Origin of the sequence: Ruegeria atlantica (assembly GCF_013032005.1) — a bacterium.
Taxonomy (GTDB): Bacteria; Pseudomonadota; Alphaproteobacteria; order Rhodobacterales; family Rhodobacteraceae; genus Ruegeria; species Ruegeria atlantica_A.
Map to the genome: position 1 here is coordinate 92,761 of NZ_WQBE01000009.1, position 19,934 is coordinate 112,694.

Annotated in this window: 22 protein-coding genes; 19 read left to right on the forward strand and 3 right to left on the reverse strand. The window is 54.0% G+C overall.

Annotated elements, in window-relative coordinates; all coding sequences use genetic code 11:
• The first annotated feature begins 57 nt into the window (after positions 1–57).
• From GOX21_RS16160 to GOX21_RS16180, 5 genes are all read left to right on the forward strand, one after another.
• Complete coding sequence (locus GOX21_RS16160) at positions 58–972, forward strand: sugar phosphate isomerase/epimerase family protein (protein WP_170378505.1); 915 nt, start codon at positions 58–60, stop codon at positions 970–972.
• Positions 953–2,362 carry an aldehyde dehydrogenase family protein gene (locus GOX21_RS16165; protein WP_170378507.1) on the forward strand — a complete coding sequence of 470 codons (1,410 nt, stop codon included), beginning with the start codon at positions 953–955 and terminating at the stop codon, positions 2,360–2,362. Before GOX21_RS16160 ends, GOX21_RS16165 begins: the two co-directional genes overlap by 20 nt.
• A complete protein-coding gene (locus tag GOX21_RS16170; protein ID WP_170378508.1) occupies positions 2,362–4,143 on the forward strand; it encodes a thiamine pyrophosphate-binding protein in 1,782 nt (593 codons plus the stop codon). Before GOX21_RS16165 ends, GOX21_RS16170 begins: the two co-directional genes overlap by 1 nt.
• A 2,113-nt stretch (positions 4,144–6,256) precedes the next feature.
• Entirely contained in the window at positions 6,257–6,889 is a 633-nt protein-coding gene (locus GOX21_RS16175) for a hypothetical protein (protein WP_170378510.1), read from the forward strand.
• A 74-nt stretch (positions 6,890–6,963) separates the two neighbouring features.
• Complete coding sequence (locus tag GOX21_RS16180) at positions 6,964–7,212, forward strand: ParB N-terminal domain-containing protein (RefSeq protein WP_170378511.1); 249 nt, start codon at positions 6,964–6,966, stop codon at positions 7,210–7,212.
• A gap of 137 nt (positions 7,213–7,349) precedes the next feature.
• Here the strand turns inward: GOX21_RS16180 and GOX21_RS16185 are convergent, their stop codons facing one another.
• Together GOX21_RS16185 and GOX21_RS16190 are read right to left on the reverse strand one after the other, a co-directional pair.
• A complete protein-coding gene (locus GOX21_RS16185; RefSeq protein WP_170378513.1) occupies positions 7,350–8,276 on the reverse strand; it encodes a DMT family transporter in 927 nt (308 codons plus the stop codon).
• A 280-nt stretch (positions 8,277–8,556) separates the two neighbouring features.
• Positions 8,557–9,015, reverse strand: coding sequence for a MarR family winged helix-turn-helix transcriptional regulator (locus GOX21_RS16190; protein WP_170351589.1), 459 nt, complete (start codon positions 9,013–9,015; stop codon positions 8,557–8,559).
• 97 nt (positions 9,016–9,112) lie between these two features.
• On the opposite strand from GOX21_RS16190, the gene GOX21_RS16195 reads away from it, so the two are divergent.
• From GOX21_RS16195 to GOX21_RS21675, 10 genes are all read left to right on the forward strand, one after another.
• Positions 9,113–10,069 carry a catalase gene (locus tag GOX21_RS16195; protein WP_174818925.1) on the forward strand — a complete coding sequence of 319 codons (957 nt, stop codon included), beginning with the start codon at positions 9,113–9,115 and terminating at the stop codon, positions 10,067–10,069.
• Between the two features lie 152 nt (positions 10,070–10,221).
• Positions 10,222–11,118, forward strand: a complete 897-nt coding sequence (locus GOX21_RS16200) for a catalase (RefSeq protein ID WP_170378515.1) — start codon at positions 10,222–10,224, stop codon at positions 11,116–11,118.
• A 105-nt stretch (positions 11,119–11,223) separates the two neighbouring features.
• Entirely contained in the window at positions 11,224–11,643 is a 420-nt protein-coding gene (locus GOX21_RS16205) for a group III truncated hemoglobin (RefSeq protein WP_254428576.1), read from the forward strand.
• Positions 11,640–12,383: a DUF2189 domain-containing protein gene (locus GOX21_RS16210; RefSeq protein ID WP_170378517.1), complete on the forward strand. Its 744-nt coding sequence runs from the start codon at positions 11,640–11,642 to the stop codon at positions 12,381–12,383. Before GOX21_RS16205 ends, GOX21_RS16210 begins: the two co-directional genes overlap by 4 nt.
• Positions 12,380–12,670, forward strand: coding sequence for a DUF1971 domain-containing protein (locus GOX21_RS16215; RefSeq protein WP_170351582.1), 291 nt, complete (start codon positions 12,380–12,382; stop codon positions 12,668–12,670). Before GOX21_RS16210 ends, GOX21_RS16215 begins: the two co-directional genes overlap by 4 nt.
• The gene (ccoN, locus tag GOX21_RS16220) at positions 12,660–14,282 is read left to right on the forward strand and encodes a cytochrome-c oxidase, cbb3-type subunit I (protein WP_170378519.1); all 1,623 of its coding nucleotides are present in this window, start codon (positions 12,660–12,662) and stop codon (positions 14,280–14,282) included. Before GOX21_RS16215 ends, ccoN begins: the two co-directional genes overlap by 11 nt.
• Before the next feature lie 6 nt (positions 14,283–14,288).
• Positions 14,289–15,020, forward strand: coding sequence for a cytochrome-c oxidase, cbb3-type subunit II (gene ccoO / locus GOX21_RS16225; protein WP_170378521.1), 732 nt, complete (start codon positions 14,289–14,291; stop codon positions 15,018–15,020).
• A gap of 50 nt (positions 15,021–15,070) precedes the next feature.
• Positions 15,071–15,184 carry a cbb3-type cytochrome oxidase subunit 3 gene (locus tag GOX21_RS16230; RefSeq protein ID WP_254428580.1) on the forward strand — a complete coding sequence of 38 codons (114 nt, stop codon included), beginning with the start codon at positions 15,071–15,073 and terminating at the stop codon, positions 15,182–15,184.
• Positions 15,175–16,047 carry a cytochrome-c oxidase, cbb3-type subunit III gene (ccoP, locus tag GOX21_RS16235; protein WP_170378525.1) on the forward strand — a complete coding sequence of 291 codons (873 nt, stop codon included), beginning with the start codon at positions 15,175–15,177 and terminating at the stop codon, positions 16,045–16,047. The genes GOX21_RS16230 and ccoP overlap by 10 nt, the downstream gene beginning before the upstream one ends.
• 25 nt (positions 16,048–16,072) lie before the next feature.
• Complete coding sequence (locus tag GOX21_RS21675) at positions 16,073–16,198, forward strand: hypothetical protein (RefSeq protein WP_264187355.1); 126 nt, start codon at positions 16,073–16,075, stop codon at positions 16,196–16,198.
• Between the two features lie 33 nt (positions 16,199–16,231).
• Here GOX21_RS21675 and GOX21_RS16240 read toward each other — a convergent pair whose 3' ends face one another.
• Positions 16,232–16,696 carry an RrF2 family transcriptional regulator gene (locus GOX21_RS16240; protein ID WP_170347428.1) on the reverse strand — a complete coding sequence of 155 codons (465 nt, stop codon included), beginning with the start codon at positions 16,694–16,696 and terminating at the stop codon, positions 16,232–16,234.
• A 106-nt stretch (positions 16,697–16,802) separates the two neighbouring features.
• Between GOX21_RS16240 and GOX21_RS16245 the strand changes: the two genes are divergently transcribed.
• From GOX21_RS16245 to GOX21_RS16260, 4 genes are read left to right on the forward strand one after another with little or no spacing between them, the layout of a single operon-like run.
• Positions 16,803–17,312, forward strand: coding sequence for a cytochrome C oxidase subunit I (locus tag GOX21_RS16245; protein WP_170378527.1), 510 nt, complete (start codon positions 16,803–16,805; stop codon positions 17,310–17,312).
• On the forward strand, positions 17,313–18,773 hold the full coding sequence (locus tag GOX21_RS16250) for a cbb3-type cytochrome c oxidase subunit I (protein WP_170378530.1): 1,461 nt from the start codon (positions 17,313–17,315) through the stop codon (positions 18,771–18,773).
• A complete protein-coding gene (locus GOX21_RS16255) occupies positions 18,773–19,372 on the forward strand; it encodes an SCO family protein (protein ID WP_170378532.1) in 600 nt (199 codons plus the stop codon). The genes GOX21_RS16250 and GOX21_RS16255 overlap by 1 nt, the downstream gene beginning before the upstream one ends.
• On the forward strand, positions 19,369–19,929 hold the full coding sequence (locus GOX21_RS16260; RefSeq protein ID WP_170378534.1) for a hypothetical protein: 561 nt from the start codon (positions 19,369–19,371) through the stop codon (positions 19,927–19,929). Before GOX21_RS16255 ends, GOX21_RS16260 begins: the two co-directional genes overlap by 4 nt.
• Positions 19,930–19,934: the final 5 nt, after the last annotated feature.

The following is a 19,934-nucleotide window of genomic DNA, read 5'->3' on the forward strand; positions in this document are numbered from 1 at the left end:
ATATTTTTTATTACGTGTGATGAAAATGAGATTCGCAGACGCTTGGAGCTGTCGTTCATGGTGAAACCCGAAGAGGCTGGCGCAAGCCCCTCTCTCTATTCCTTGGCGCATCTGACGCTGATCGGCTGCACGCCGCCCGAGTTGGTCTATATCGCCGCGCGGGCCGGTTACGATGCTGTCAGTCCTCGGTTCATTCCGATGCATGTGCCCGGTGAATTCACTCAATCTCCAATCGACAAGACACAGGTCCAGGCCACCAAAACTGCTCTCTCTACCACCGGCTTGAAGGTCCTTGATGTCGAGCTTGCGCGCATCACTGAAGATGTCGACCCGCGCAGCTTTGAGCCTTCTCTGGAGATCGGCGGAGAACTAGGTGCCAAGCGCATGATCATGAGCGCGTGGACCAATACCCGTGATGATCGTGATTTTCTGATCGACGTCTATTCAGAGACCTGCGAACTGGCCGTGCCCTATGGGCTGACGGTGGATCTGGAGTTCCCAAGCTTCTCTCGCTTGCGCACTCTGGATGAGACTCTGGATATCGTCCGTGCCGCAGATCAGCCGAATGGTGGTATTCTGGTCGATACACTCTATCTGCACCTCAGCCGCGTGGATTTGGGGGAGCTCTTGCACGTCCCCTCGGACCTGTTTCACTTCCTGCATATCTCAGATTGCCTGCCAGGCATCGCTGATACGCGTGAGGGCATGATCCAACTGGCCCGTGACGCAAGGTTGTACCCCGGCGAAGGCTGGATCGATTTCACCGGCATCATCGAACGGATGCCACCCGTCGACTATTCCATCGAACTGCCCAACCAAAGCCGCGTCGCCGAGTTGGGATATGAAGAACACGCGCGTCGCTGTCTCAGCCACGCCAAGCGAACATTCGGCGAGGCGCGATCACAGCGTCGCATGACCGATGCAGCAATTCTAAAACACCAAGAGGATCATCATGGGCAAAGAGCTCACTGAGAACGACCGCAACATGGCGGCCGATATGCTGGCGCGCGCCCGCGCTGCCATGGCCGAAATCGAGGATTGGGATCAGGACAGGCTGAACCGCCTGTCTCAGGCCATCGCGTGGTATGCGGGGAACGAGAAAACTTTCACGCGTCTGGCCCAGCAAGGTGTGGACGAAAGCGGTATCGGAGATCGCGAAGGGCGTCCTGCGAAGCGATTCAAGATTCACATGGTACTACGTGATGTCTTGCGTACGCCTTCGACGGGGATCGTCGAAGTCGACGAAGAAAAGGGGCTGGTGAAATATGCCAAACCTGCCGGTGTGATCGCGTCACTGATCCCCATGACTAACCCAGCGATGACACCACCGGTGACCGGCGTTTCCGCCGCCAACGCCCGGAATGCGGTCGTCTTCAGTCCACATCCGCGAACCGCCCATACCACCTTTGAAATGGTCGAGGTCATGCGCGCAGCTTGTCGTGCTGCCGGTGCCCCCGAGGACTTGTTTCAATCCATTCGCAAACCGTCGATCCCATTAACGCAACATTTGATGGAGATTTGTGACCTGACGCTGGCGACGGGTGGCAAGCCCATGGTCAAAGCAGCCTACAGCTCGGGACGTCCGGCTTATGGCGTCGGCGCGGGCAATTCTTCCATCGTCATCGATGAGACAGCCGATCTGGATGTCGCCGCTCAAAACACTCGTATTTCCAAGACCTCCGACTTTGGGTCAGGCTGTTCGGCGGACGGCAACATCATCATCCAACGCTCGGTTTACGACGATATGGTCAAGGCACTTCAAGCCGAAGGCGGTTACCTGTGTTCGGACGAAGAGAAGGCAATGCTCGAAGCGGCCATGTGGGATGAGAAGGGCAACCGTACCTTCCCGACTATCGCCTGTCCGCCTCAGCAAACGGCCAAGGTCGCCGGTTTCTCGATCGCCGAAGATCGCAAATTCCTGATGGTCGAAAATCAGGGGCAAATCGGGCCGCAGCACAAATTCTCCAGGGAAAAACTGACCACGCTGATGGCGCTATATCACTTCGACACATTTGATGACGCGCTGGAAACGGTCAGCCAGATTTACAACACCGGGGGCAAGGGCCATTCCTGCGGCATTTACAGCCACAATGACGATCACATTGACCGGTTGGCGCGTCTGGCTCCGGTCAGCCGCATGATGGTGCGACAGCCACAATCCAAGGCCAACGCAGGTGCCTGGACCAACGGGATGCCCATGACCAGCAGCCTGGGTTGCGGCATCTGGGGCGGCAACATCACCAATGAAAACGTCACCATGAAACACATGATGAACTACACCTGGGTCAGCCGTCCTATCCCCGAGGATCGCCCCTCGGAGCCGGACCTGTTCGGTGAGTTCTTCGGGCAGGAGGTCGCGTGATGGACGGAGCGAAACTGGACGGAAAAACCGTAGCTGAACACATTGTCGACTTCCTCGAACGCCGTGAGGTGAAGCATGTGTTCGGCCTATGCGGCCATACCAATATCGCGGTTTTAGCTGCATTGGCGGAAAGCCCAATTGATTTTGTAACGGTGCGTCATGAACAAATCGCCAGCCACGCGGCGGACGCATATGCCCGCGTGACGGGGAAGGCCTCGGTGGTGTTGTCCCATCTCTCCCCGGGGCTGACCAATTGCGCCACCGGGGTCGCCAACGCCGCACTGGACTGTATCCCGATGGTTGTGATCGCAGGCGACATTCCCACGCATTACTACGGCAAGCATCCGCATCAGGAAGTGAACCTGCATGCAGATGCCGCTCAGTGGGAGATCTATCGACCCTTCGTAAAACGCGCCTGGCGGGTCGACCGCGCAGATTTAATGGCCGAGATTCTTGAAAAGGCGTTCCATCTGGCTGAAAGCGGTCAGCCTGGCCCCGTGTTGGTCAACGTACCCATGGATATCTTCTCCAAGGTGATCCCGTCGGACAGTTTCGACCGTATCCGCGACAACACGCGGGCGCTCAGGAAACCGTCGATAGACGATGAAACGGCGCGTGAAATCATTGAGACACTGGTACAGGCCGAAAACCCGGTCGCCTATGTCGGCGGTGGTATCCTGCTGGCGCAAGCCAGCGAAGAGTTGCGCGAATTCGTTGAACATATGGGCCTGCCAGTCGCGCATTCCCTGATGGGTAAAGGTGCGTTGCGGGACGACCATCCGCTTGTGCTGGGCATGACTGGTTTTTGGGGCACCGAGCTGGTTAATCAGACCTGCCTGAATGCCGACTACATTTTTGCCGTTGGGACCCGTTTCAAGGAAGCTGATTGCTCCAGTTGGTATCCCGGCTACACGTTCAACATTCCCGGCTCCAAGGTTATTCATATCGACATCGAACCGCAGGAGATCGGGCGGAACTATCCGACCGAGATCGGCGTAATCGCGGACGCCAAGGCCGCGCTTCGTGTGCTTATTCGGGTGGCCCGCGAGATGTATCCAGAGGGTTTCAGACGCCCCGCGTTGGAAAAAAAGATCGCTGACTTCCGAACAAACTTCAAAACGCGCAATGTGGAAATGGCAACTTCAACTGCGTTTCCGATGATGCCCGAGCGCATTCTTGCGGATACCCGAAAAGCGCTGCCTGAAGATGCCATCATCACGACGGACGTTGGGTGGAACAAAAACGGTGTCGGACAACAGTTTGATATCCTGACTCCGGGCTCAATCCTGACCCCGGGTGGTTTTGCCACGATGGGTTTTGGCCCTCCGGGTGCGATCGGCGCGAAACTGGCGGCACCTGATCGTGTGGTGATCAGCCTGGTTGGCGATGGTGGTTTCGGTCAGAACCCGTCAATGCTGGCAACGGCCGTTGAACTTGATCTGGGCATCATCTGGCTGGTGATGAACAACAACGCTTTCGGAACTATCGCTGGCCTTCAAAAAGCGCATTACGGTCTGACCTATGGAACCACATTCCCCGGATCAGCCGCCGCACCCGCAAACGGACCGGGCTATGCCGACATAGCGCGAGCCTACGGTGCAGAAGGGCACAGACTCAGCGCTGCCGACGAACTGTTGCCCGCACTGGAAGCGGCAATCGCCAGTGGCAAGCCAACCGTGCTCGATGTGCCAATGATCAACAACCCGACACCAACGACCGGACATTGGAACATCCTCGACATCTATTCGCCAGACAGGGATGTTTCGCACGTTGCAACCTAAAGCAATTTAGAGTGTGCGATCCGCCTATGCATACGGCTTTTGCCTGTATCGGTTAAACAGAAGGGCAATTGCCGCTGTGCGATGGCTTCAGATTGATGGAAAACCTTTGAGTCGCAAATGGCAAGACTCGTGCGTCGTGCTTTTTAAGGGAAATTAAAAATCAAAGATTTAGATGTCGCCGAATGGCAAAACTATGTGTCGCCTGACATTTCCTGTTGAACGTCACACGAACCTGACCCAACCGTCACAGTTGGACCAGAAACGGGGTGAACGTTCGACTTCGGAAGGCACCCCCGATGTTGGACATCAATTGATTTTGGCCTCTGCGTCTTAAACTGACCCCAAATTCCCATTTTAATTCTCCCGCAGAGGGTTTCGTTTGATCTGGCTTCCCTTTTGGAAAATCTGGGCTGATTTGCAGATCAGACAGCGAAGCTGCCTGTTTCGGCCGATCTGCCACGTGGCGAACGCGGGAGGGGGCGAGGCAATGTTATTCGATAGGGGTGGTGCGGCCCGCAGGCATAGCCGAGGACACGGTCCTGTCTAATAGCGTTGCCCGAGGGGGAGGGCCGCGCCCTCACCCTGACGGCCAAGGGCGTTTGGCTTGTCCAAATCCCGCTGGCCCACGAAAGGGAGGTGATGGGAAAGAGGGCTTACCGCTATTTGCGATCGAAACCTTCTGTCAAACTTCATAAAGTAATTGTGGCCACTTTGCTGCCATTCGCCGCGTTTGCAGCCTAGACATCAATCTGCGTCCGCTTTGTGCGCATCAGCGGGCTTTGTGGCACAGGGAACTTCCTTGACTCTATGCTGGGTAAGAACCACAAGAGTGCATTGGTGAAATTCACTCGTCGTCGCAATGCTGCCGACTTCGACGATCCAATGGCCTTCATAGTAGCTGTAGCATGTACCCCAGCTTAGGAACGGGTTCCGCTGGGGTGTTCGAAACGAACTCGTTACTCGCAAACGTTCGCAGTTGTTTCCTGATATTTTTCAGACGACGAACGACACATGAAAGAAGGCAAAACATGAACAATACTTGGCTCATAAACTGCGTGTCTGATGCCCGATAGGCCCGACCCCAGGCACCGCTTTAACCTGACTTCAATCAAACGTACGCGCGATGTTTCGTGTTTGATTTTGACATTTTTCGTGTTGATTTCGGGAACGCAGCTTTCAGCTCAGGTCGCGCCTGCAACCTCTCAATTGGCAGGAAATTCTGGCGGATCGGTTTGTGACGAAGGTTACGAAAACAGGGGCGGATCGTGCCTAAAAGACAACGTACCTGAAAACGCATATTCGACAGGCAACTCCTATGGCCAAGGCTGGGAGTGCAACCATGGTTTCCGGGGTGTCGGGGGCATTTGTGAGGAAACAGAAGTTCCTGAAAATGCCTACCTCGTTTCTACGGGAGACCGCTGGAAATGCAATCGGCTGTTCCGGCGTTTCGGAGAGGAATGTGAAGAAGTGATTGCGCCGGAAAACGGATTCGTTGAAACCCGATTTGGCGTGCAGGAAACACATTGCAACTGGGGATTTCGCAAAGATGGCCTGGATTGTGTTACAATAGATGTCCCCCGAAACGGCCACCTAACCGACAAAAAACAGCAAGGATGGCTGGGTGTGCCTCAGAGGATTTAGATCAGTAGAGAGTCGTTGCGAGCCTGTAGCCATTCCGGATCACGCATATCTTGCGTCTGACACCTATTCTGGGTGGAAATGCGAGCGTGGTTTCCGCGCAAGTCGAAACACGTGTATTGCAATCATCGTCCCATCAAATGCTCATTTGAATCGAAGAAGTGATGGGTGGGAATGCAATCAACCCTTTAAACGTCAGAACGATACATGTGCTGAAAACTTGCCGTGACAATGGGCTGTTGAAATTCACCGTCGCCCTGACAGAGTAGGAAGGATCAAACTGTGACTCTAGACTCGATTGACGAAAATCTGGGCAAAAGGCTCAAAGCTGAAAGGGTTCGCCTCTTAACTTACGGCATCAAATTTTTTATCGCGTCAGTTTTTTTGTAGCGGCGGTTGTCTTTGTAGTGTTTTTCTGATGCGCAATCGAACCCCTCAAGTCAGTCTTCAGAGCGCAAGGACGTCAGTTCTTGGTATGGAGCAGCGAGAATTTCAGGACCGCAGTGTTCGAGAGTCGCGAAATGCAGACGTATCCGGAGTTATTGAAGAAGAGTTCGGAAAATACCTGATAAAAGCCGGCCTTCTAAGCGGCAACAGCGTTGCACGGGCGTTCCCCAAGCCACCGGCTAAAACACAAACCATGATTGCTGACGCAGTTGGCGAAACACCGGCAATGGCTATCGAGGCGTTAAAGGAAATTCTTGAAGAACGTGACCGGAAACGCAGCGGTCAACGCCGTCTGAAAGGAAACTCCGGGACTCATGTTCCCAGCGAAAGAGAATACACAGAAGCATTGCGCCAAGTCCGGTTTACACCGGCGCAGGTTGCGATGCTCAGGGCGCTGTCAATCGCAGGAAAGGAAGGTCTGACTGTTGGCCAGCTCTCTCAGGCAGCAGGCCACAAATCGCGCGGGGCATCCCTCAAGTCCTTCAAAAAAGTGGGGCTGTTAATCGCTGAATACCTTGATCTCGATCTTCCCGAAACCGGATCGGAAGAGAATGATGGCGCTGCTCAGATACTGGCGTTTTCTCATATTGAAAATGGCGATGAACCAGCAACTTGGATCATGCATGAGGAACTGCGCGGCGCTGTTCGTTCGGAACTTTGATGTACGTGCCAGCGCCCGCTGTCGAACGGGATTCCGAATCTGACCAAAAGCTCGAAAGGTTGCACAAGTAGTTTATGCTAGAGAAAAGACCATACCCGCTGGAATTGATCTACGTACCTGTAAAACGTGCAAAAACACTTGATCAGAATAAAGTTCTGACGCTTGCCGAAGATATATTGAAGAACGGTCAGAAGACCCCGATCCAATTGCGCGCCGACAGCAAGAGGTTCGTGTTGATCGAAGGTCTGCACCGATTAGAGGCCATTCGCGCCCTCGGTGGTGACACAATTGAAGCCTACCTGGTGCGTGCCAGATTGCACTGACAATTCCTTGGAACCGGCAACTTCCCGACCAAACCGGCCGAGTGCGGCTACGGCTATTAAATGATCGGGAACGGCGGCTAAGGGCTCAATCTGCTTGTCCAAACTCGCCATAGAGAAAGTCGGCAACGAGACCAAAGTTACCTCTCAGGCTCCTTGCTGATCACGGTCGTCACAGTTCGAGTTGAGCGACTTTGAGTGAGAGCTATCGCACCCAAAACCAGCGCGCAGGCCAGCGCCTGTGTACCCGTGATTACTTCACCGAATGCAAGAACGCCAACAGCAAACATCGTGGGTAGTTCAATACTTCCGACTACAGCAGTGCGCGCTGCCCCAATAATAGGCGAACAGATCGTGTAAATCAGTTGCGGAATTAGCGCCGTCACAAGGCCCAACCCGACAACTAGAACCCAGTCGTCCCCACTTTCTGGTAGAATTTCGCCGACGTCGGATGAAAGAATGAGAGGGGCAAGGCCAATGACCGACCCAAGCGAGACTGACGCCATTCTGGCTAAAGGCGCAATACGTGACAGGCGGTGCACGAGAACACATATGCCGAAGCCAAAACCGAAAGGTGCCGCTAATGAGACGAGAAGGATTGGAATTTGGTCCGGTGGCACAGATGCCGGAGAACCTGCGAATATCGCAGCAGCGACGATCAATCCAGCCGCAACAAAGCTGCGCCGCGTTGGTTGATCACCAAAAAGCGCCCATGCGATGGCAATCGTAAACACCGGATAGGTCATGTAGAGTACGCCAACCGTCGATGCAGGAACAGTCTCAAGAGCAGTAACATAGCCGACCCAGCCAAGACCCATCACTGCGCCCGCAACCATACCCCAGACGATTTCTCGCCACTTTGAGTGATGCATTACAAGTGCGGGCAAAAGGACAACAGCTGCCAAGATGTACCGATAAAAGGCAACCGCATAGGGAGCGAGACCCTGATCGGTGAGCCCACGGCTAAAATAGGGTACAAGGCCAAAACAGATGGATGCAAAAAGCACACCAACGACCGCAAGGGCATAGGGTATGGCGTTCCGCTTGGCTGAGGTTAGTTGGTTCATTGCTGACAACTAACACGCTATGCTGCGGTTGACATCGTCAAGACAAATGAACGGCAACTTTGTACGCGTTCGCGACCGGCTGCATGAGCGAAAGACCGAGGTGTGATCAAGGTCTGGTAAGGGCTCATCGCAGGTCCGCAATCGTTCTGTGAGCTTAAAGATCTAGCGATCAGTCTAGTGGCGAACATGGCAAAGAGCGAATGCTGGCTTGGAAGTCCTGGATAAATACCTGGAGAATATTAGAGAAAATCTGTGATGTCTTTCGCACTTCGATAACGGATTACTTGCTGGCGATCTTCTTGCAAATTCGGATGATGTCGTCTGCCTCATGTTGAGTAAGGCCAATTTGGGAAAAGACTTCAGATGATATCCCGCAGCTTTTTATCCAGATGCTGCGTCCTGTTTCAGTTAGAGTGACAATCTTCTGGCGCTCGTTCCCGTCCCGCGTCTCACGCCGTAACAGATCTTTTTCCTCAAGGCGCCGCAACAACGGCGTCATTGTCGCTCCGGATACGTCAAGCCGTTTTGCCAAAGTGGAAATGGAGACACCATCCTCTTCGGACAATGCCATCAAGACCAAATACTGGGTGTAAGTTAGTCCCTGGGCCTTCAGAAGTATCTGGTAAAGCTGCTCTATCTTGTGCGAGGCCGCGTAGACCGCAAAACACAACTGATTGTCTAGCCGAACATCTTCGTCGGTCTCAGGCTTTTTCGTCTTGGGCACGATGGCGACTTTCATTTTTGATCTCGGGCACTTTTTAGCATCTGAAGTTTTTACTTGCAAATAATTAGGAAGCTAAATATTAGCTAGCAAATAAATGCAAATGGAGGATGTAATGATCAGACGCAGCATTATAGCTATTGGCATTTCTGTGGGGGCGACACCTGCCGTCGCAGAAGGTGACTTTGACTTTGAGAAGGGTTTCGCTGCCTTCGAAGACTTGTTTGGTGTGACTGAAGGTAAACGCCGCAATCACACCAAAGGATTTTGCGTTGAGGGCACGCTTACACCCTTAGACGAGACGATTGAAACGTACTCCAACAGCACTTTGTTCACTAGTGAATCTTCGGTTATTGCTCGGGTGTCCCACAAGGGTGGTAAGGCAAATCCAGCAGACGACAAATACGGGCTACTTGGGCTATCGATGGAGATCACGACGCCGGAGGAAGACCTGCACGTGATTGCCATGAACACCGAACACTTCTTTCCGGTGCCGACGAGCAAAGCGTTCATCGAACTATTGCGTGCCAAGGCCGCTGGAGCGGAAGCAACCAAGGCGTTTGCAGCCGCCAATCCTTCATTGAAGACCTACAGCGAGTATCATGGCGCGTTGGATAAATCGCTTCGACCCCATGAGGGTACAACCTACTACAGCGTGAATTCTTTCCTCCTTGTAAATGACGCGGGTCAAGAAACTGCGATGCGATTCTATTTCCGCCCATCGGGGCAGGAGGATATCGTTGTTGACACTCACCCCGACTTCTTCATTGAAAACATGCAGGCCAATATCGCCAACGGGGGCGTGTCCTGGGACATGGTTATCGTTCTGGCTAACGCTGATGACAATGTCGAAGATCCCTCTGTTCAGTGGACCGGCGATCACACAGAAATCGTTGCTGCGCGCTTCACAGCGAATGCTGCGATGACTGAGACTGATGGGCAGTGTGACGAGATCAACTTTGACCCGCTGATCTTGAGCGACGGCTTTGCACCATCCAATGATCCCATGTTGAAAGCACGATCGTTGATCTACGCACATGGTGTGGGAAAACGGCTGTCTGAAAAAGAATAACTTCGAATCCACTGAATCAGCGGATCAATCGATTTCCTGTGATGCTCTGCGCTGCCGGAAATACGAATTCTCAATGAGCAAAATGCATGGGCAATAAAGCCATCTCAAAAAGGGTTTCCCGGCCTGCTCGATAACTGATCAAGGAGGACGTCATGTCACAGGCAGTAAAACTGATCGACGCATTGAATGGAACGTTTGGCCGTCACAATGGCTATCGCGCGTCACACGCAAAGGGGTTTACAGCACAGGGGCGTTTCTGTCCTGCTGCGGAGGAGCCGAGAGTTCAAATCCCGATGTTGAACAATGAATGCAAGGTTACGGCGCGCTTCTCCGTTGGGGGTGGAAAACCGGGCATCAGTGACAAAAGCCCTTCGGTGCGCGGGATTGGGCTGGAGATCGGAAAAGGATCAGAATCTTGGGTTCTGACGTTAATTTCGAACCCGATTTTCTTTGCCAACTCTGCTGCACAATTCCGGGCTTTTCTTGCCGCTCGTATTCCTGATCCGGACACCGGTGCCCCGGATCCGAAGTTGGTAGAAGCCTTTAATGAGGCAAACCCCAACACGGTGCCACACCAACAATATCTGAAGTCTGTTGTGCCGTGCCGTTGTTATTCGTCTGAACAATACCACTCTGGTCATGCTTATCGGTTTGATTGGAGTGGAAGGGAAATCTCTGCCCGAATTCTGCTGGAGCCGGAGGGTGGGCGTTTGGCATTGAGCAAGGAAGAGATGGAAACCCTCTCGGATGACTTCCTTCATGACAGGTTCCTGGAAAAGCTCTGCGATGGTCCCGCCCGTTGGTCGTTGAAGTTGGTGATCGCGAACGCCGCTGACAATGTGTCTGATCCGACTGTGCCTTGGAGTGGGACACATACCATGGTTGATCTTGGGACAATTCAGGTTGAGCTACCTGATGATCGTTCTGAAAGCACCAAAAAGGTGTTCGACCCAACCCGGATGCCTGAAGGAGTTAGGGCACCCCTGGATGATGTTTTTTCCCTGCGAAGTGGAGCTTACGCGGAATCTGCGGCAAGACGATCCGTCTGAGAGGCGGGTTGAGTATCTGTGGGGTACCAGTGCCCCCTTTAATAGGTATTGACAATACCTATTAAAGGGGGCAGAAACCGGGTGCCCGAAATGGAGTAGATTCTGATGACAGCTGGGATGCTTGCCAAACCACAGATGTTTGAAATTTCCGCTGAGGAAATTGAGTTATTGGTTTGCCGGTTTTACGCGCAGATAAGGGTGCATCCTGTATTGGGTCCCGTGTTCAATGAGGCCATTCAGGATTGGAAAGCCCACGAAGAAAAGATCGCATCGTTTTGGCGCGGCGCGATCCTGAGGGAGCCCGGGTATTCCGGAAATCCAATGCAGGCTCATCTTGCAAATTCAGACATCCTTCCCGAGCATTTTCCCTTGTGGCTCGATCTGTTTGGCGAAACGGCACATCAGGTTCTGCAGCCAGATACCGCTCAAGCTTTTACTCATTTGACCAACCGGATCGGTAAAGGTTTGACCTTTGGGATCGAGAACTTTCGTCGCGAGGTGGGTGCCCCGCCGGTGTTGTCATGACCATATCGGTATATTCAAAAGCGCAGGTCATTACCGAGCCGCCAATCCAAGTCGTGAAACGTTGGTTGCGAGCGGGATGGCGCGATTTTAGAGCGAACCTTGAGTATTCGCTATGTTACGGCATTGCGCTTGTTCTGTTGGGATGGGCGTGTGTCGCGGGTCTTTTGCTCAGCGGTCAAGGTTGGGTTCTGCTGCCACTTTTGGCTGGTGGAGTGCTTGTTGGTCCCATTGCAACCGTTGGTTTGTATTCGGTTGCGAGCGGTGGCTATGGACCAGCTGTCGCGAAAGGGCAGATTGCTCTGGTCGGCGCGATCCTCATGGTGTTTGCCCTGACTTGGATACGTGCCGCTACAGTCATGTTCGCCATTGTATATGGTCTGCGCCCGTTCTCTGGCTTCGCTGACACTCTGCTGCGGATGATCAGCACACCGTCGGGCTGGGCTTTATTAATCTCTGGATCTTTGATCGGCGGACTGTTTGCATCGTTGGGGTTCGCTGTCTCAGCCTTCTCGCTTCCGATGCTTGTAGACCGCAAGATCGATGGCTTCTCAGCCATGGCGCTGAGTTTTAATGCCACCACTCATAATTTTCGACTTTGCCTGTGTTGGGGAAGTGCGATTACCGCGCTGACTTTGTTGGGGATTTTAACGGGCCTGCTAGGGCTGGCCGTAGTTTTCCCTTTGCTGGGATATTCAACCTGGCATGCCTATGCAGAGCTTTTCCATGGAGACGCACAATGACAGAAGCCCTTCCAGAAGGCGTGGTGCACTATGCGACTTCGCAATTCACGCACGACACTCTGCCAGAAAAATTGCGCAAGGATCACAGCACGAAAGCCGGTGTCTGGGGCCAATTGGCGGTGCAATCTGGCCAGCTTTTGCTGCGTCGGGACAACAAAGATGACTTGGTGTTGGCTGCGGGTGATACGGCGGTCTTTGCGCCCCAGGAAACTCACTCTGTGAACCCCATGGGAGAGGTCGCATTGGAAGTGCGTTTCCACCGGCAGGAGCGGCCAGATGCTGAATAACAATACTGTCGAAAACGTTTTGGTCCTGTGTGCTCTTGTCATTGTTCTGATCGGCGGAGTGGCCATTCTTGGTTGGGGTGTACCTCTCGCCTATGTGCTGCATGGCTGGATGATCGCCATCTTCGCCGGTTGGGGGTTGATCTGGATGATCACCCGAATGAGTGAAGAAATCCGGGACATCCCGCTTGAGTATAATGACAAGGTCACGCGTTTCGGTGTCATAGCTGCGCTATTTTGGGCCTTGGTTGGTTTTACCGTCGGAGACATTCTAGCTTGGCAACTGGCCTTTCCGGCATTGAACGGGGATATTTTCTGGTCGAACTTTGGCCGGTTGCGTCCGGTACATACGTCTGCGGTAATCTTCGGATTTGGCGGCAATGCCCTTATCGCAACTTCGTTCTACGTGGTGCAGCGCACCTCGCGGGCAAGACTGGCCAGTGAATCGCTGCCTTGGATGGTCTTTTGGGGCTATAACCTTTTCATGGTCCTTGCGGCGACCGGCTACCCCTTGGGGATTACCCAATCCAAGGAATATGCGGAACCGGAATGGTATGCGGATCTTTTGTTGCTGGTTGTATGGGTAGGGTACCTCGCGCTTTACCTAAAGACCCTTTCGCGTCGGGCAGAGCCGCATATCTATGTGGCCAACTGGTACTATCTGGCATTCATCGTCGTCATCGCGATGCTGCACACGGTGAACAACCTCTCGGTCCCCGTCTCCATCGCTTACCCCAAAAGCTACTCGCTTTTTTCGGGAACGCAGGATGCCATGACGCAGTGGTGGTACGGGCATAACGCGGTTGGTTTCCTGCTTACGGCAGGGTTCCTGGGGATGCTCTATTACTTCCTGCCTAAAGCTGTGAACCGGCCGATCTATTCATACCGCATGTCGATTGTAGGGTTCTGGGGGATCACTTTTCTCTACCTTTGGGCCGGATCGCATCACCTGCATTATACAGCCCTGCCTGATTGGGTTCAGTACCTTGGTATGACCATGTCGATCATTTTGCTGGTTCCCAGCTGGGCCTCTGTGTTCAACGGCATCCTTACGATCAACGGGGCTTGGGATAAAGTCCGGACGGACCCGGCGGTGCGGTTCATGATGGTCGCAATTCTGTTCTATGGGCTGTCGACATTTGAAGGTTCGTTCATGGCGATCCGCCCGGTAAACTCGCTAAGCCACTATACCGACTGGACGGTTGGGCACGTTCATGCCGGCGCCTTGGGTTGGGTCGCCTTCATCACCTTTGGTGCCTTGTACAAACTGGTGCCCTGGATATGGAAGCGGGACGGCGTATATTCCTTGCGACTGGAGGCCTGGCACTTCTGGCTCGCCCTGAGCGGAACGCTGATTTACGTTGGCGCGATGTGGAACAGCGGCATCACGCAATCGCTGATGTGGCAGACCTATGATGCGGACGGCGCTTTCCTCTATTCCTTCCTCGACAGTGTGATCGCGATGCATCCCTACTATGTCGCCCGCGCGATTGGGGGGCTGTTGTATCTGATCGGAGCCTGCATCGGTGCATACAATATTTACATGACTGTAAGTGGGCCGAAAAAAGCCCAAACCCGGGAAGCCGGACCATTGGTCCAGCTGCCAGCGGAGTAAGTCCCAATGAGTACTCAGCACCAAAAACTCGAACGCCATTCACTTGGGTTTGCAATGGCAATCCTGATGGTTGCATCGATCGGTGGAATTGTCGAAATCGCGCCGTTGTTCACGATCGAAAACACAGTGGAAAAGGTCGAAGGTATGCGGCCCTACACGCCGCTGGAACTTGCCGGGCGTGACATCTATGTCCGCGAGGGGTGCTATGCCTGCCACAGCCAGATGATCCGCACCCTGCGGTCGGACATCGAACGCTATGGACATTACAGTCTGGCTGCCGAAAGCATGTATGACCATCCGTTTCAATGGGGCTCGAAACGTACAGGGCCGGACTTGGCGCGCATTGGTGGCAAATACTCTGACGCATGGCATGTGGCGCATTTGGAAGCGCCGCGAGACCTCGTCGAGGGGTCAATCATGCCGGGTTATGCGTTTTTGTCCGAGACGCGTCTTGCGACTGGACATTTACCTGCCTCGCTGAAAGCCCTCAGCCGGGCTGGTGTGCCCTATACGGACACCCAGATCGAAAACGCCGAAAAGGACGCCGCATGGCAGGCGGATGCTGAGCAGTACTTTGAAGGAGAGTTGCAGGCAAGTTACGGTGAAAACGTTCAGGTTCGGGATTATGACGGGCAACCGGGCAGGCTGACGGAAATGGATGCCCTTGTAGCCTATCTTCAGGTTCTTGGCACATTGGCCGATCTGGATTCGTTAAACCTTGAGGAGGTTCAGCGATGACACATGATACGGTTCTCGTTTTCTCCAAGACTTGGGGCGCAATCTACCTGATGGCCGTCTTTTTAGCTGCAGCTGTTTGGACCTATTGGCCCTCGCGCCGGAAGGTTTACGACGATGCCGCCCAATCCCCACTCGATCGTCAGGAGGATCAGCCATGTCGATGAAGGAAAAGGATCCCGTTTCCGGCACCGATCTGACTGGCCACGAATGGGACGGTATCAAAGAATTGGATACACCTGTTCCCTGGGCTGCCAGATGGGCGCTTTGGATCAGTATCATCATAGCAGCGCTGTATTGGGTGTTTTACCCATCTTTCCCGAGTGTGCGTGACTACGCGAAGGGGATGCTCGGCTATTCCTCGCGTGCAGAAGTTGCGACGGCACTTCAACAGGCGGATGCGAGCCGAGAAATGACATTCGCGCCTTTCGCGTCCGGGGATATAGACAAGCTGGCCGCCGATCCGACGCTTGAGGCGCGGTATAGCGCGTCGATTTCCAAGCTTTACGCCGACAACTGTGCGGCTTGTCACCGGAATGATCTGAAAGGGCAGGTTGGCTTTCCCAACCTGGTGGACCGTCATTGGCTATGGTCAGGCACGCCGGAAGAGATAGAGGCGACCATTCGATATGGAATCAATGCGCAGCATGACGATACACGGATCGCACAGATGCTTGCCTTTGGTGCGGATGGCATGATCGAAAATCAACAGGTTGAGGAAGTCACGGAATTTGTCTTGTTCCTCTCTGGACAGCAGCATGATGCGACGGCGGCCGAAGCCGGTAAATTGGTTTTTGAAGAAAACTGCGCGGCCTGCCACGGAGATGACGGCCGCGGGGGCTACGAGATCGGCGCGCCAGATTTGGGCGATGAAAGTTGGATCTATGGGGGCGACCGGGACGCCATCTATCACAGCATCCATTTTGGCCGACGGGGGGTGATGCCGGCGTGGGACGGACGTTTGAGTGACGCTCAGATCCGAATGCTGACACTGTACTTACTCTGGAATGCAGAAGATGTACCAAGCTGAAGAGAATCCACGATTCCGAAGGGCAATGTACCTGATGATAATGGTCCTGTTGGCCGGCTACATCGGGTTCAAGGCATGGCACCTGTCGATGGCATTCGAGGCCTGGGAAGGGCAGGCGATTGAGGGTGCCGTGCCTGGTGCAGCTAAATGAAAATCGTGGTTTTATACGATTTCAATTTGCGTATTAATGATCTGAAGCCAGCGCATGACTAACTTCTAGCGCTCGGATCAGGTTTTTCATTCCGCGATTTCCTTCCAAAACATCCTGCAATGTCTTGCTGTCCAAGGCAGTAAAAAACGCCTCCTGAGCTTCAGTCAGGATTGGTAGCAACCCACAGGCAGGCGTCATCACACAACAGCCGCCGTCTTCTTTCATACACTCAACCAAAGGGGTGCCGCGTTCGGATTTTCGCAGCAGGCCGCCAATCGAGATCGCATTGGGAGGCAAGGCCATTCGCATTCCTCCGTTGCGTCCACGAACGGATTCTACGTAGCCCTCGTGTGTGAGCCACTGGGAGATCTTGGCCAGGTGATTGAAGGGCAAGTTTTGCATCGCCGCAATCTCGCGGGTCGACATCAACCCCTCTTCGTGGGTGGCAAGATGGATCAGGATGCGCAAGGCATAGTCGGAAAACTTGGTAATTTGCATAGTTATATCTCTCATAAAAAATAGGCTTTGAAAATGCCTATTTTGTTGACATCTTTTTCTGATCTTTATAATAGGTATTTAAAATGCTTAATAAAGGAGGTGGCTCATGCAGCCTGTTGTACTTTTGATCTCGCTGATCCTGATGGCAGCGCTGTCACTTGTCTTCTGGAAGGCCGCGCGCGCCTCGAACGGGGCGGAAGCAGGACCCAATGCCAACTCGAAGCGTGCGGGCTTGATCTGGGCAATGACGATTGTTGGAGTAATCGTGGCAGTCGGTTCATTGCGACCATGGCCGCACGCTTTGGCCAGTACAGATGATGCCATCACCGTTTCCATCACCAGCGGGCAGTGGTGGTGGGATATCGACACAGTTGAGATCCCTGTGGGAACGCCCATCAATTTTAGCGCCACGACCGAAGATGTTACCCACGGATTGGGCATTTACACTTCAGACCTCCGCCTTCTGACGCAGGTCCAAGTGATCCCCGGTTACACAACCGAAGTTTCTTACACGTTCGATGAACCCGGCACTTACCAAGTCCTGTGCATGGAGTTCTGCGGGGTGGCGCATCAGGACATGGTCAACGAATTCGAAGTCGTCGCGGTGGAGGAATAAATGAGCGCTGTATCTGAACTTGTCGCGGAAAAATCAGTCGTCACTGAACCCCAGGCTGAGGCAGTCAAGCTTACCATGATCCTCTCAGGCGCGGTCTTTGCCTTGATGATGGTCTTTGGTCTGATCATGCGTGCTGCGCAGGGCCAATGGATCGAAGTGGATCCGGCTTTGTTTTATCAGTTGCTGACGGCCCATGGCGCCGGAATGGTTGGTACAGCTGCACTGTCTGGCGCCGCAATCATGTGGTATTTTTGCGGGCGTCATATCGTTCTGACAGCTGGAATCTTTTGGGCTTTCCTTGCTTTGTTTCTGCTGGGCGTCGTCCTGATCTTCGGCTCGATCTTCATCGGCGGATATGGCGGCGCATGGACATTCCTGTTTCCCTTGCCCGCGATGTCAGGCGGAGCGTGGGAAGCGGGCGCGGCTGCTGCGTTCATGCTTGGATATGTTTCGATCGGCGTTGGCTTTCTGCTGTATTATCTGGAGCTCGGTCGTCAGATTCATGCCCGTTATGGCAGCCTTTTGCGCGCCCTGGGCTGGAACCTGATCCTAGGGCGAGAGGACAAAAATCCTCCGCCGCCAACAATCATCGCGGCGGCGGCCGTGACTATTTTCAATTCGATCGGGATAATCCTAGGTGCCGCGGTGTTGGTGGCGAGCCTTGTCCACCTGCTGGTGCCGGGTTTTGAAGTAAACGCGCTGTTGGCCAAGAACCTGATCTATTTCTTTGGCCACGTTTTCATCAATGCCTCAATCTACATGGCCGTCACTGCGGTGTATGAAATCCTGCCGGAATACACCGGCAAACCGTGGAAATCGAACCGTCTGTTTGCGATTGCCTGGAATGCAGTTCTGATCTTCGTGATGGCTGTTTACTGGCACCATCTGCTTCAGGATGTGGTGATGCCACCCTGGATGCTGGTGGTCGGGCAACTGGTCTCATACTTAAGCGGCATTCCCCTCATCGCGGTCACAGCATTCTCTACGTTCCTCTATGTGCGAGGTTCGAAAATGACCTGGGATCTGACGTCCTCACTGCTGGTTCTGTCCGTGGCAGGCTGGTCGGTCGGCTCAATCCCCGCGTCAATCGACGGGATGATCAGTGTGAACAAAGTGATGCACAATACAATGTGGGTCCCGGGGCATTTCCACACCTACCTGCTGCTGGGCGAAGTGGCGATGGCCTTTGGGTTCATGGCCTGGCTGGTCCGAGGCAAAAACATCGCCCAGATGAGCGGGTTGGACCGGGTCGCTTTTGTGACCTACCTCGCAGGCGCCGCTGGGTTTGTGACGGTGTTTCTCTTCTCTGGTGCGGCTTCGATCCCGCGTCGCTGGGCGGTGCACTACGAAGAATGGCTGACCCACGACCGCATTGGCACCTTGTTCGGCGTGCTGGTCGTGTTGGGAACATTGCTCTTTGTTCTGCGCTTTGTGCTGCGTCTTGGGCGGAGTGACAGCTGATGATTGCGCGCGCTCTTCCCTCGGTTCTGGTCGCGAGCATCGGCTTGGGAACTCTCTGGCATGCCACAGATGGAGGGCAGGCTTTCACCAGCGAAGCCGCTCGGAGATTGGACGTGGTGCGCGCACCGCGTCCAGTTCCAGCCCTGCAACTGGAAGACATGTCAGGTCAGTTGATGCCCCTGTTGCCGCAAGGGGAGGAGGTGGTTTTGGTCGAGTTCATCTACACCGTGTGCGGCGACATCTGCCAGATTGCAGGCGCAGACTTTGCCAAGATCCGAGATCAATTGGAACAGCGTGGAGAGCCCGTCCGGATGATCTCGGTCAGTTTTGATCCTAAGCGAGACACGCCCGATCAGATGACGATTTACGGGGAAGCCCATGAGGCGGACGGCAAAATGTGGACCGTTGCGCGGCCGAGGCCAGAAGAGTTGCCGGCATTGTTGAAGCTTTTTGACGTGACTGTCATTCCCGATGAATGGGGCGGGTTTCAGCACAATGCCGCAATCCATGTGATTGACAGCGAGGGCCGCTTTTCGGCGGTGTATGACACCGATGCGATCGACGCTATTCTGACCCATTTAGAGGAGCGCAGCTCATGAAGTTGCTTGGCTTGGCCTTCCTGGCTTCTGCCGAGGCCGTTGCACTTCGCTATGCGGTTGTTGAAAGTCCGATCCAGCATGTCCTGGTGCAGATGCCATTGTTGGTTCTGGCCGGGGTGTTGTTGGCTTGGAACAGGCAGGTCCGGCGTGAATGGGCTGTTCCGTTGCTACTTGTGGCCTTGACCGTATTTCTGTTCTGGATGCTGCCAAGAAACGTTGATTGGGCGCTGACGCCGACAGGGGAACTTACTAAATATCTGAGCTTGCCTTTGCTGTTGGGGGCACTGCTGAGGTTGTCCTGGCCCTGGCTGGGCCCGGTGCTTCGCGGATTCCTGAAGGCGAATGCGCTGTCGATGCTGGGTGTGCTGGGTTTTCTGTATACGCATGCGCCGGTCAGGATTTGCAACTCCTACCTGGTCTCGGCTCAGAAGGATCTGGGCATGGCCTTTCTCTACCTCGCTGCATGCTTGGCCTGTCTCTGGGCTATCCCGATCCTGTTTGGAAATCCAAGTGGCCAAAGGTCGAACGCGACCGGCTGCGCAAGCTGTGGAGTGTAATACGA